The 12,033-nt window shown below is 71.1% G+C and carries 11 protein-coding genes; all 11 read right to left on the bottom strand.

The features are described from left to right. Positions 1-457: 457 nt before the first annotated feature. Genes ACIBJH_RS47405 through ACIBJH_RS47355 form a run of 11 tightly spaced genes read right to left on the bottom strand, consistent with a single transcriptional unit; the run spans position 458 to position 12,032 of the window. Positions 458-1,783: a glutamate-1-semialdehyde 2,1-aminomutase gene (locus tag ACIBJH_RS47405; RefSeq protein WP_399123256.1), complete on the bottom strand. Its 1,326-nt coding sequence runs from the start codon at positions 1,781-1,783 to the stop codon at positions 458-460. Positions 1,784-1,790: 7 nt separating this feature from the next. Next, entirely contained in the window at positions 1,791-2,342 is a 552-nt protein-coding gene (gene rfbC / locus ACIBJH_RS47400) for a dTDP-4-dehydrorhamnose 3,5-epimerase (protein ID WP_399123255.1), read from the bottom strand. After that, positions 2,339-3,571 (bottom strand): polysaccharide pyruvyl transferase family protein, encoded by a 1,233-nt coding sequence (locus ACIBJH_RS47395; RefSeq protein WP_399123254.1) that lies wholly within the window; start codon positions 3,569-3,571, stop codon positions 2,339-2,341. Before ACIBJH_RS47395 ends, rfbC begins: the two co-directional genes overlap by 4 nt. Next, positions 3,568-4,515: a glycosyltransferase family 2 protein gene (locus ACIBJH_RS47390; RefSeq protein ID WP_399123253.1), complete on the bottom strand. Its 948-nt coding sequence runs from the start codon at positions 4,513-4,515 to the stop codon at positions 3,568-3,570. The genes ACIBJH_RS47395 and ACIBJH_RS47390 overlap by 4 nt, the downstream gene beginning before the upstream one ends. Next, positions 4,512-5,807, bottom strand: a complete 1,296-nt coding sequence (locus ACIBJH_RS47385; protein ID WP_399123252.1) for a hypothetical protein — start codon at positions 5,805-5,807, stop codon at positions 4,512-4,514. Before ACIBJH_RS47385 ends, ACIBJH_RS47390 begins: the two co-directional genes overlap by 4 nt. Further along, the gene (locus ACIBJH_RS47380) at positions 5,804-7,078 is read right to left on the bottom strand and encodes a DUF4910 domain-containing protein (RefSeq protein ID WP_399123251.1); all 1,275 of its coding nucleotides are present in this window, start codon (positions 7,076-7,078) and stop codon (positions 5,804-5,806) included. Before ACIBJH_RS47380 ends, ACIBJH_RS47385 begins: the two co-directional genes overlap by 4 nt. Continuing rightward, complete coding sequence (locus ACIBJH_RS47375) at positions 7,075-8,100, bottom strand: NAD-dependent epimerase/dehydratase family protein (protein WP_399123257.1); 1,026 nt, start codon at positions 8,098-8,100, stop codon at positions 7,075-7,077. Before ACIBJH_RS47375 ends, ACIBJH_RS47380 begins: the two co-directional genes overlap by 4 nt. A 5-nt stretch (positions 8,101-8,105) precedes the next feature. Next, complete coding sequence (locus ACIBJH_RS47370; RefSeq protein WP_399123250.1) at positions 8,106-8,753, bottom strand: PIG-L deacetylase family protein; 648 nt, start codon at positions 8,751-8,753, stop codon at positions 8,106-8,108. Further along, positions 8,750-9,544 carry a sugar phosphate nucleotidyltransferase gene (locus ACIBJH_RS47365; RefSeq protein ID WP_399123249.1) on the bottom strand — a complete coding sequence of 265 codons (795 nt, stop codon included), beginning with the start codon at positions 9,542-9,544 and terminating at the stop codon, positions 8,750-8,752. Before ACIBJH_RS47365 ends, ACIBJH_RS47370 begins: the two co-directional genes overlap by 4 nt. Then, complete coding sequence (locus tag ACIBJH_RS47360) at positions 9,541-10,794, bottom strand: class I SAM-dependent methyltransferase (protein WP_399123248.1); 1,254 nt, start codon at positions 10,792-10,794, stop codon at positions 9,541-9,543. The genes ACIBJH_RS47365 and ACIBJH_RS47360 overlap by 4 nt, the downstream gene beginning before the upstream one ends. Next, positions 10,791-12,032, bottom strand: coding sequence for a glycosyltransferase (locus ACIBJH_RS47355; RefSeq protein WP_399123247.1), 1,242 nt, complete (start codon positions 12,030-12,032; stop codon positions 10,791-10,793). The genes ACIBJH_RS47360 and ACIBJH_RS47355 overlap by 4 nt, the downstream gene beginning before the upstream one ends. Between the last annotated feature and the right edge of the window lies 1 nt (position 12,033).

Genomic DNA, 12,033 nt, shown 5'->3' with positions numbered 1-12,033 from the left:
CAACCGCCCCACCTCACACCAAGCGGCAGCACACCAGCTTCACCGACCGCCAGGCGACAGCACACCGGCTCACCCCCGCCCGGCAGCACAACAACCGCCCCACCTCACACCAAGCGGCAGCGCACCAGCTTCACCGACCGCCAGGCGACAGCACACCGGCTCACCCCCGCCCGGCAGCACAACAACCGCCCCACCTCACACCAAGCGGCAGCGCACCAGCTTCACCGACCGCCAGGCGGCAGCACACCGGCTCACCCCCGCCCGGCAGCGCAACAACCGCCCCACCTCACACCAAGCGGCAGCGCACCAGCTTCACCGACCGCCAGGCGGCAGCACACCGGCTCACCCCCGCCCGGCAGCGCAACAACAGCCCCACCTCACACCAAGCGGCAGCGCACCGGTTTCACCCCACACCACACCGGCTCACCCCGGCCCGACAGCACAACACCAGCCCCCCTCACGCCAGTCGGCGGAACACCGGCTTCACCGCTCGTCCGGCCAGCCAGGGGTTGGGGTCGGCGGCGTCCAGTGCCTTGCGGTAGACCGCGCAGGCCTGGGCCACCACGTCGACGGTGCGGTCGATGTCCTCGTCGTCGAGGGCGCTGCTGACCACGAAGGACGGGGCCAGTACTCCGCCCGCGAGGAGCTGGCGCAGGAACAGGGTGCGGTACTGCTGCGACGGCTGTCCGTTCTCGTCGAGGGTGGCGAAGACCAGGTTGCTGGCCCGGCCCCGGACGACGACGTGGTCGCCGACGCCCATGGCCTCCGCGGCATCGCGGACACCGGCGGCCAGCCGCTCGCCGAGGGCGTGCAGTCGCGCGGTGATGCCCTCCTCGACGTAGGTGGCCTGCACGGCCATCGCCGCCGCCAGGGAGTGCGTCTCGGCGCCGTGGGTGGTGGACAGCAGGAAGACGCGGTCGCCGGAGTCGCGCAGTCCGCCGCGCTCCATCAGGTCGCGGCGGCCGGCCAGCGCGGAGACGGCGAATCCGTTGCCCAGCGCCTTGCCGAACGTGGAGAGGTCGGGGACCACGCCGTAGAGGCCCTGGGCGCCTGCCTCGGACCAGCGGAAGCCGGTGATCATCTCGTCGAAGATCAGGACGCAGCCGTGCCGGTCGGCCAGTTCGCGCAGGCCGGCGAGGTAGCCGGGCGGGGGCTCGGTGTGGGTGGCGGGTTCGAGGATCAGGCAGGCGATCTCGTCCGGGTAGCGGGCGAGCAGCTCCTCCGTCGCGGCCAGGTCGCCGTAGGGGAAGGACGCGATCAGTTCGGTGGTCGTCGACGGGATGCCGGCGGACATCGGGGTGGTGCCGATGAACCAGTCGTCGACGGAGAAGAAGGGGTGGTCGGAGCAGAGGGCCACCCGTGAGCGGCCGGTGGCGGCGCGGGCGAGGCGTACCGCGGCGGTGGTGGCGTCGGAGCCGTTCTTCGCGAACTTCACCATCTCGGCGGTCGGCACGGTGGCCAGGAAGCGTTCGGCGGCCTCGACCTCCACGATGGACGGCCGGACGAAGTTGCTGCCGCGGTCGAGTTCGCGCCGCACCGCCTCGATCACGCGCGGGTGGGCGTGACCGAGGCTGACCGACCGCAGGCCGGAGCCGTACTCGATGTATCGGTTGCCGTCGACGTCCCACACGTGGGCACCGCTGCCGTGGCTGATGACCGGGGCCAGGTTCTCGGGGTACTGGTCGTCGCCCTTGGCGTAGGTGTGAGCGCCCCCGGGGATCAACGCGTGCAGCCGCTCGTTGGCCGTCCGCGACAGGGGCAGGTCAAGCACTTCGGTGTCCACGAGGACCTCAGCTTTCTCTGTGCTTCAGGACCTCGGCGAGGCTCGGTGCCTCTCGGTCCCGTTGGGACATCAGCGCAACCGGCAGCGGCCAGGGAATGGCCAGCTCCGGGTCGTCGTAGGCGATGGTCACGTCCTCGGTCGGATCGTGCGGGCGGTCGATCCGGTACGAGGTGTCCGCGGTATCGGTCAGTGCTTGAAAACCGTGCCCGCAGCCCGCGGGAATGTAAAGAGTTGGTTGTGATTCTCCTGTGAGTTCAAAGGATGTCCAATGGCGGTAAGTCGGCGAATCCGGACGCAGATCCACGACGACGTCGAAGATCCGCCCGTACGAGCAGCGCACCAACTTGGCCTCGCCGGCGCCGGAGCGCAGGTGCAGGCCGCGCACCACGCCACGGACCGAGCGGGACAGGCTGTCCTGGACGAAGGCGTCGGGGTCGATCCCCACCGAGCGGACCACGTCGGCGTCGAACGTGCGGCAGAAGAAGCCGCGTTCGTCGGTGTACGGCGTCGGTTCGAAGAGGTACGCGCCGGCGATCTCCGGGACTTCGGTGACTTTCATGGAGACTCCTGGCGAGCGTGGGTGTGGTGGGTCGCGGGGAACACGGCCGCGGTCAACGAGCTGAACTGGTCCCGCAGTTGGCGTGCGGCGGCCTGGTTCCGCTCGGCGAGGGTCCCCCGTAGTTCGGGCGCTCGCTTCTCCAGCGCCCGGAATTGCTCCAGCAACCGGTCGGCGTCGACCTCGCGCGCCGGGTGGCAGAACGCGCCGAGGCCCATCCGCTCCATGAGCGCGTCGCTCTTCGCCGCGTAGCTGAGCGCGAGCACCGGGGTGCCGGTCTTCAGCGCGCAGATCAGGTTGTGGTATCTGACCGCCACTACGGTGTCGGCGGCCGTCATCTCCTTCATCAGGTCGTCCAGGGACGTCGGTTCGGCCGCGGTGACCAGCGGGGAGTCCACCGCTTCGAGGATCGCGGCGACCACCGTCGCGTCGCACCGGTCACCGGTGAGCAGCCGGACCGGTCTGCCCTCCTCGACCAGTGTGCGGACGAACCGGATCGTGCCGTCGAGGTAGCGGCCGTAGATCTCGTCGGCGCGGGCGCGGTCGTCGTTGCCGCCGTGGAAGTCCATGACGCCGACGCAGACCGTGCCGGGCACGTCCGAGGGTGCGTTCGCGGCTGGTGACGGAAGGGAGAACGCGAGGTCCGGGTAGACCTCGTCGCGCACGGTGTCCACGCCCATCGCCCGCATCGCGTCCCGGGACTGGGCGTCGCGGTAGGAGCGGTAGGCGGCCAGGCGGCCCGACCAGCGGACCAGGGCGCGGGTGGGGCGGTTGCGGATCTCGGCGGCGCCGACGCTGACCAGCGCGACCCGGGTGCGGGTCAGCTTCCCGCTCGCGCAGAGCAGGAACAGGGAGTACGGGAAGCCCCAGGGCCGGAGCGGCAGGGTGGCTTCCAGGACGCCCATGCCCGGCACGATCACCACGTCGTGGCGGCGTACCCAGGCGGCGGTGCGGAAGATGTCGACGAACTTGCCCAGGCCCTTCGACGCGATCGAGCCCAGGCGGGACGCGGTGCGGTACTCGGCGCGGTTCCAGTGCATGCGGGTGGCGGGGATCCCGAACCGCGCGGTCACGGCCTCGGGTCCGCCGCACAGGGCGTCCACGATCGCGTCCGGATGGTCGTTACGGAGGTAGCCGAGGACGGCTTCGAGCGAGCCGTCGTTGCCGAGGTTGCCGGAGCCGAGCAGGCCGAACACCCCGACGCGCACCGGCAGTTCGGGCACGGACGTCATGCGCGCCTCCCCTCGCGGCCGGCGACGAGGGCGTCCACGGAGACCGTGAGCTGGGACGGGTCGACAGGGGCGCGGTCCTCGACCCGCTCGCCGGCGCCCGGGCGGACCCGGCTGGTCATCCAGGAGGCCAGGTGGCGGTAGCAGGCGCGCCGGTCGGCCGGGGACAGCGGTGCCCGTCGGATCGCGGAGGCGAAGCCCCAGATGTACTCGGCGAGCAGCCGGGGCGTCGGGTGCAGCGCGCCCGCCCGGCGCGGGTCGAGGTTGACGCAGCGGGCGCGCTTGGAGGGGTTGGCGCGTTCGGCGCGGGTGGGGTGGTCGCGGCGGAAGTAGAGGAGTTCCGGGACCTGGTGGAAGCGTCCGTGCAGGGTGATCTCGGCGACGAACGTCCGGTCCGCGTGGTGGTAGCTGTCCATCGGTTTCACCCGGCGCAGCACGTCGGCGCGTATGACGCCGTAGAAGTCGTCGCCGCCGGGCTCGAACAGCAGACTGCGGAAGCGCTCCGGCGCGCTCGGGGAGCCGGTGGCGAGCGTGTACTCGTAGGGCACCGTCACCTGGCCGTCGCCGTCGATGACCGCCTGGTCGGTGTGGGCGAGGATGACGTCCGGCCGCTCGTCCAGAGCCTCTATGCAGCGCGTCAGCAGGTCGCGGCCGTAGAGGTCGTCGTGCGAGGCCCACTTGAACAGCTCGCCGCGGGCTTCGGCGAAGACGTGGTTGTGGTTCGGGGTGGCGCCGATGTTGCGGGGCAGCCGGATGTACCGGATGCGGGAGTCCTGCGCGGCGTACTTGCGGCAGATGGTCTCGGTGCCGTCGGTCGAGGCGTTGTCGGAGACGACCAGTTCGAAGTCCTCGTAGGTCTGGCCGAGGAGGGCGTCGAACGACTCGGCCAGGTACTCCTCGCCGTTGTACACGGGCAGGCCGATGCTCAGCCTCGGTCGGTCGGTCATGAGGTCCTCACTTCGGGGATGGGTTCGCGGTGGTGCTCGCGCAGGGCGGAGCGCAGTTGCAGCCACCACACGGCCGAGCCGCTGATGGTCGCGGCGGCGACGCCCCAGGCCGAGCCGGCCGTACCGCCGAGGGCCGCGCCGCCGAGCCCGCCGCCGACATAGCAGGCGGAGGCGAACAGCTGGCAGCGCAGGCTGCGCTTGGCGGCGCCGAGCGCACGCAGTCCGGCCGCGGCGCCGGTGCCGAGGCCCGCCCCGGCGACGCTGAGGGTGATCTGCACGATGAGGTGCGAGGAGGAGTGCCAGACGTCGCCGAGCGCCAACTCGCCGAGCCGGTCCGGCATCAGCAGCAGGGCCGAGCCCCAGAGCAGGGCTCCGGTGGCCTGTCCCCCGCCGAGGTACAGGCAGAACCTGCCCAGCCGTTGCGGGGCCTGCCGCAGCACGCGGGCCGCCTCGGGGACGGTGACCAGGGACAGCCCCATGAGTACGGCGAGGAAGGGGCCGAGGAGGAGTTCGGCGCCGCGCACCGCGCCGACCGCGCTCACTCCGACGATCACGCCGAGGCCGTACGCCCTCAGTTGGCTCGCGCCGCTGAGGCTGACGTTCTCGACGAGGTACCGGTAGCCGAGGTCACGCTGTTCGCGCAGCCAGCCGCGGGCCTGTGCCATCCGGGGCCGGATGCCGGACTGGATGCAGCCGTACCCGGCCGCGACCGTGGCGGACGCGCCCCAGGCGAGCACGAAGGCGGCCACGGTGTCGACATGGGCCGCCACCACCATGGCGGGGATGAGCGCGATTCCCCACACGATGTCGTTGACGAACGCCTTCCGTCCGTCGCCCGCGGCGAAGAACGAGAACCGCCAGGCGTCCTGGAGCAGCAGCCCCGGCATCATCAGACCGAGGGCGGCGAAGGCGGGCCCGACCCGGCCGTCGAGGCCGAGCCCGGCCGCCAGGCACAGCACGCCGAGGGCCGAACCGACGCAGAGGGCGGTACCCGTCGAGCGGGCCACCGCCCCGCGCCAGGACGCCTTCGGCACTCCGCTGAAGCGGACCACGAGCGGGTCGGTGGCAAGGCCCCGGGAGACGTTGAGCACCACGCCGTAGGTCACCCAGGCGAGGCTGAACACGCCGAACGCGGTGACCCCCAGCGAGCGGGCCACATAGATGCCCACCGCGAAGTTGCTGATGCTGGAGGCGGCCTGGTCGGCCAGTCCCCAGGAGAGCCGGCCGACGAGGGCCGCCTTGGCGGACCGCACCGGCGCCGCCTTCTCCCCGTCGGTGGTCGTCGATGTCATGTCTTGATCAGTCCGGCCTCGTGCAGGGCGTCGGCCGCGCCGGCGACGGTGTCGAAGGGCAGCCCGGACCGCTGGGCGACGTCCAGCAGACTGTGCTCGCCGTCGGAGAGGTTGAGCACCCAGAGCATGGCCATCTGCGCCTGCTTGGTGTCGCTACGGCCGCCGAGCGCGTCGTACAACCCGCGCCTGCCCAACTGCGGTTCGCCGTAAGGGCTGAGGTTGAGGTAGCGCCGGTTGCGGTCGAGAACGGCGAACGCCTCGCGGCAGACGGCGAGGGTGTCGGTCATCGCCTCCGGTGAGACGAAGTCCGGGTTGTCCGCCGAGGTGTGGTACTCGGGGTAGCCCGCGTACGGGGTCCGGCTGAGCGAGCCCACGCCGAGGTTGAACCCGGGTGAGCAGTACTGCCGCTCGTCGTAGCCATAGGGCGTGAACTCGTTGATGTGGTGCGGTCGTTCGGACGCGGCGAGTACGTGTCGCAGCACGCGGTCGATCTCCGCGTCGCCACGTCGGCTTTGTTTGTACGTCAGTTGACCCGAGTCGCCCGCGCAGGCCAGCACGAGCCCGTGCTTGACCCGGTCGATCCGCTCCGCGTTGCGGGCCAGCCAGGTGATCGCCCCGATGGTGCCGGGCGCGTAGATGAACCGGTAGGTGTAGTACGGCGTTTCACGCGCCAGCGCGCGGGCCAGGAAGGTCGCGACCGCGATGCCGGCCAGGTTGTCGTTGGCCAGCGACGGGTGGCAGGTGTGGCAGGAGACGATGACCTCGTCGGCCACCTGTCCGGGGACGACGTGCTCGGCGTAGGTGAGGTGGCCGTCCGCGAGAGTGGAGTCGACGCGCACCTCGTAGTCGCCGTCGGGCAGTGCGTCCAGGGTCTCCTGGGCCAGACAGAAGCCCCACTCCGGTTTGTAGTAACTCGTGCGGTACGGCACCCAGTTCGGGTGCTCCGGCAGCGTGTGCAGGTGTGCGCGCAGCTCGGAGAGCGGCATGGTCCTCGACACCGGGACGCTGTAGCCGAGCACGTGCAGGCTGGACTCGGCGAAGTCGACGACCCGCCGGCCCGAGCCGTCGGCGATGTACGCGTCCCGGATGTTCCACTCCTGTGGAACGGTCCAGTCGAGCACCTGCGTCCCGGTCGGCACCTCGTGCACCTGCAACGGGACGTACTCGCCGACGATGTCCAGGGTCGCGCGCACGCCGTCGCCGGTGATGCTCCGACAGAGCGGGTACAGCCGCTCCACCAGTGCGTGCATCTCCTCGCCCACAGCGGTCATCGGCGCCACCGCAGGGTGTCGTCGACGGTGCCGGCCTCGGAGGCCGCCTTGAGCACGGCGAGGCGGGTGAAGCGCTGCTCGAAGTCCTCCCGGGTCAGGTCGAACTTCCGGTAGGCGTCGGCGAGTTCGAGGGCGCCCTGCTTGACCGTCCACTCGCAGTCGAAGTCGGGGATCGCGGTGCGGAAGCGCGAGAAGTCCACCCGGTACGAGCGCGGGTCGGCGCCGTTCTCGCCGGTGATCACGACCTTCGCGCCGGACACCGCCTCGGCGACCTGCTCGGCGATCTCGGCGACGGTGACGTTGTTGATCTCGCTGCCGATGTTGAACGCCCGGTCGTGGACCGCCTCACGCGGCGCGGTGAGCGCGGCCGTGAAGGCGCGGGCGATGTCGGCGGCGTGCACGAGCGGGCGCCAGGGGGTGCCGTCGGACAGCACCAACACCTCGCCGGAGAGCAGCGCATGGCCGACCAGGTTGTTCAGCACGATGTCGGCGCGCAGCCGGGGCGAGTAGCCGAAGGCGGTGGCGTTGCGCATGAACACCGGGGTGAAGTCGTCGTCGGCCAGCGCGTGCACGTCGTCCTCGACCCGCACCTTCGACTCCGCGTACGGCGTCACGGGGCGCAGCGGGGCGTCCTCGGTGACCAGGTCGTCGCCGCCGGAGGCGCCGTAGACGGAGCAGGTCGACGCGTACAGGAAGCGTCCGACTCCGGCGTCGCGGGCCAGCTTTGCCAGCCGTACGGAGGCGTGGTGGTTGATGTCGTAGGTGAGTTCCGGGGCCAGCGAGCCGAGCGGGTCGTTGGAGAGCGCGGCCAGGTGGATCACCGCGTCGAAACCGGCCACGTGCTCGGCGGTGAGGTCGCGCAGGTCCACCCGTACCCCGGGCGGGTCGGCGGGCTGCGGGCCGAGGACGGAGTCGGCGAAGAGGCCGGAGTCGAGGCCGGCGACCTCGTGTCCTGCGGCGGTGAGGACGGGTGCCATCACGGTGCCCAGATATCCCTGGTGTCCGGTCAGTAGTACGCGCAAGGTGTTCAACCCCCCAGGTTGAGCGTGAGTTTGGTGACGGCGAAGGCCTCGGCGTAGCGCGCGTGGCATTCGATACCGCGGATCCGGGCGAGGCCGAGGAAGGCCTCCCGGTCGTACCAGGGCCGGTGCCGCTGCGAGGCGTAGTGCTCCTGCAGCAGCCGTACCTTCTCTTCGGCGGTCTCGGTCTCCAGCGGCTGGTAGGCCGCAGGCCGGCCGAGGTCGCCGTCCCACTTGACGATCTCGTAGCCGAGCACGAGGTGGTCGCGGAACGCCGTGGTCATCAACTGCGCCAGGCCGCGGTGGTCCTGGTGGGCGTCGTCGGTGCGCGGCGCGAGGACCAGTTCCGGCTCGGTCTGCGCGCGCAGTTCCTCGACGGCGGCCTTGGCCTCCTCCCAGTGCGCGGGCAGGCGGCCGTCCGGCAGTTTGTGTACGGTCAGGCGCAGGTCGGCGCCCGGGCAGAAGGCGGTGAGCGCGGCCTGTTCCTCCTGCTCGCGCTCGGTGCCGCCGCCGGAGAGCACCAGCGCGTCGACGCGGATGCCGGGGCGTGCCTGACAGAGCGTCAGCAGGGTGCCGCCGGCGCCGATGGCGATGTCGTCGCAGTGGGCGCCCACGACGACGATCCGGTCGAGCCGGCCGGCTCCGAGCCTGATCACGCACGCACCCCCGCGCTGTCCTGCTCCCACACGGCCCAGGGGCGGTCGCCCCGCGCGTAGGCCTCGTCGAGGGCGGCCCGCTCCTTCACCGTGTCCGTCGGCTTCCAGAAGCCGCGGTGCTGGTGTGCCACCAGCCGTCCCCGCTTGGCGAGTTGGGAGCAGCCGTCGGCGACCAGGTCGCCGTTCTCCGGTATGTGGTCGAAGACCTCCTGGCGGAGCACGAAGTAGCCGCCGTTCTCCCACAGCGGCATGTCGCTCACCGCGGTGATGCCGCCCACCAGACCGTCCTCGCCCAACTCCACGCAGTGGAAGGAGGATTGGGGCGGTACGACCATCATCGACGCGCCCGCGTCGCGCTGGGCGAACTTGTCGATCATCTCCGGCAGCGGGGCGTCGGTCAGCACGTCCGCGTAGTTGGCGAGGAACATCTCGTCGCCGTCGAGGTGGTGGCGCACCCGGCGCAGCCGCTCCCCGATGGGCGACTCGATGCCGGTCTGCGCAAAGGTGATCGTCCAGTCGGCGATGTCGGTGGAGAGCAACTCGGTCTGTCCGCCCCGCAGGACGAAGTCGTTGGACACCGTCTCCTCGTAGTTGAGGAAGAAGTCCTTGATGTGGTGGGCGCCGTAGCCGAGGCACAGGATGAACTCCTTGTGCCCGAAGTGCGCGTAGTAGCGCATGACATGCCAGATCAGGGGTCTCGGCCCGACCATGGCCATGGGCTTGGGTACGTCGTCGGAGGTTCCGTTGCGCATGCGCATCCCGTAACCGCCGCAGAACAGGACGACCTTCATGCTGTGACCTCTTTCGACCGCTCGACCTCGACGATGCTCAGTTCGGGGATGGGGAAGACGAGTCGGCCGCCCCACTCGTGCACGTAGGACAGCTGCTCGACCAGTTCGGCCCGCAGGTTCCACGGGAGGACGAGGACGTAGTCCGGTTTGTCGGCGGCGATCTGCTCGGGCGGGAGGATCGGGATGCGGGTGCCGGGGGTGAACCGGCCGTGCTTGTACGGGTTCCGGTCGACCGTGTAGGCGAGCAGGTCGGGGCGGATGCCGCAGTGGTTGAGCAGGGTGTTGCCCTTGCCGGGGGCGCCGTAACCGACGACCGTCTCGCCGCGGTCGGCCGCGTCGATGAGGAACCGGAGCAGGTCCCGGCGCACCTTGGCGACCCGGGCGGAGAACTCGGTGTATCCGGCCAACTCCTGCAGTCCGGCGGCCTTTTCACGGGCCAGTACGTCGGCCACCCGCTGCGAGGGCTCCCCCGCGACCTCGGCGGGCCGGGACCACAGCCGGATGGAGCCGCCGTGCGTGGGCACCAACTCGACGTCCACCAGGGTGAGTCCGCCGCTGGCGAGGGCCCGGATCGCGGAGGCGACCGTGTAGTACTGGAAGTGCTCGTGGTAGATCGTGTCGTACTGGTTGTCCTCGATCAGGGTCAGCAGGTGCTGCACCTCGATGGAGACCCAGCCGTCGTCGGCGACCAGGGCGCGCAGGCCCTGGGTGAAGCCGACCACGTCGGGGATGTGCGCGTACACGTTGTTGGCGACGACCAGGTCGGCCGGGCCGTGCTCGGCGCGGACGGCCGCGCCGGTGTCGGGGCTGAGGAAGTCCGTGAACGTGGGCACGCCCGCCTCGCGCGCCGCGGCGCCGACGTTCACCGAGGGCTCGATGCCCAGGCAGCGGATCCCCCGGTCCACCACGTGCCGCAGCAGGTAGCCGTCGTTGCTCGCGACCTCGACCACGAAGGAGTCGGAGTCGAGGCCGAGGCGGTCCACCGCGCCGTCGACGAAGGTGCGCGCGTGCTCCACCCAGGAGGTCGAGAAGGAGGAGAAGTACGCGTACTCCTTGAACGTCTCCTCCGGCGTGATCAGCGGCGGTATCTGCGCCAGCCAGCAGTCGGTGCAGACCCGCAGATGCAGCGGGTACGCCGGTTCCGGCAGGTCCAGTTGGTCCGCGGCGAGAAAGCTCTCGCACGGCGGTGTCGCCCCCAGGTCGACGACGCTCGCCATCGCTTCCGAGCCGCAGAGTCGGCATCGTGTCATGTGCTGTCCCCATCCCCCCTGCCCGCGTGGGTGTCCCCACCGCGAGCCAGTGCTGACCGTCCCGCGATCGCGGTGCGGTACTCCTCCAGCAGGCGCTCCAGGCCGACGGCCGGGCTGAATCCCTGCTCGTAACGGTGACGGGCCGCTTCGCCCATCTCCCGGTTGCGATCCGGGTCGGCCGCGATCCGGCGGATGCCGGCCGCGAGCGACGCGGCCTCGCCCGGCGTGTGCAGCAGCCCGGTGACGCCGTCCTCGACGAGTTCGACGAAGGCTCCGTGACCGGCGGCGACCGTCGGCACCCCGGCCGCCATCGCCTCCACGACCACCAGGCCGAACGCCTCCAGCCAGGTCGAGGGCGCGACCACGGCGACGGACCGCGCGATGGCCTTGCGGCACTCCGCCGGGTCCAGCAGGCCGACGTAGCGCACGTCGTCCCGGCCGGCCGCCCAGGCGGTCACCTCTTTCTCCAGCGGTCCGGTGCCGGCGATCGCGAGCGGGACGCCCACACCGCCGCCCGCCGCGATCTCGTCCCACGCGGCCATGAGCAGCCGCACACCCTTGGCCTCCGCGAGCCGGCCGAGGTAGAGCACCTGCTCGCCCGCGCCCTCCCGGCGGATGTCGGGTTCGGGGACGAAGTTGTGCTTCACCGCGAGGCGTTCGGCCGGCATGCCGGAGGCCACCAGGACGTCTCGCTGCGCGGCGGAGATGCAGAGGAAGCGCTCCACTCCGGTCCACCAGCGCTTCCGGTTGACCGAGAGGCTGACCGCGAGCGGCACGGTCGCGAGGCTGGAGTTGCGGTAGCAGCCGTGCCGGACGGCGGGCAGCGGGGTCGAGCCGACGCACTCCGTGCACGGGCGGCCGTCCCGCTGGAGGGTGCCGGGCGGGCAGACCTGGGTGTAGTTGTGCAGGGTGGCGACGGCGGGCACTCCGGCGTCGGCGCAGGCGGCGAGGACCGCGGGCGACAGGAGCGGGAACACGTTGTGGACGTGCACCACGTCCGGCCGTTCGGCGCGCAGCTTGGCGGCGAGTTCCTTGCGGACCGCCGGGTTCCACGGCACCAGGAGCGGCACCGCGACCTTGCCGAGGAGGGAGCGGGCGCCGATGTCGTCGCTGCGCCGCTCGAACAGCTCGACCCGGTGACCGGCCGCGCGCAGCAGCTCCACCTCCTGGTCGACGACGTTGTTCTCCCCGCTCGGCTGCGCCGAGTTGTAGCGGTTGTGCACCACGAGGACGTGCATG

Source organism: Streptomyces sp. NPDC050548 (assembly GCF_044457385.1).
In the GTDB taxonomy this organism is placed as follows: Bacteria; Actinomycetota; Actinomycetes; order Streptomycetales; family Streptomycetaceae; genus Streptomyces.
This window is presented reverse-complemented; position numbering and strand designations above follow the sequence as displayed.

What these genes read in the sequence shown, in the direction of transcription:
- rfbC (WP_399123255.1), bottom strand. Translation starts at nt 2,342, where the DNA reads ATGAAAGTCACCGAAGTCCCGGAGATCGCCGGCGCGTACCTCTTCGAA.
- ACIBJH_RS47395 (WP_399123254.1), bottom strand. Translation starts at nt 3,571, where the DNA reads ATGACGTCCGTGCCCGAACTGCCGGTGCGCGTCGGGGTGTTCGGCCTG.
- ACIBJH_RS47390 (WP_399123253.1), bottom strand. Translation starts at nt 4,515, where the DNA reads ATGACCGACCGACCGAGGCTGAGCATCGGCCTGCCCGTGTACAACGGC.
- ACIBJH_RS47385 (WP_399123252.1), bottom strand. Translation starts at nt 5,807, where the DNA reads ATGACATCGACGACCACCGACGGGGAGAAGGCGGCGCCGGTGCGGTCC.
- ACIBJH_RS47380 (WP_399123251.1), bottom strand. Translation starts at nt 7,078, where the DNA reads ATGACCGCTGTGGGCGAGGAGATGCACGCACTGGTGGAGCGGCTGTAC.
- ACIBJH_RS47365 (WP_399123249.1), bottom strand. Translation starts at nt 9,544, where the DNA reads ATGAAGGTCGTCCTGTTCTGCGGCGGTTACGGGATGCGCATGCGCAAC.
- ACIBJH_RS47360 (WP_399123248.1), bottom strand. Translation starts at nt 10,794, where the DNA reads ATGACACGATGCCGACTCTGCGGCTCGGAAGCGATGGCGAGCGTCGTC.
- ACIBJH_RS47355 (WP_399123247.1), bottom strand. Translation starts at nt 12,032, where the DNA reads ATGCACGTCCTCGTGGTGCACAACCGCTACAACTCGGCGCAGCCGAGC.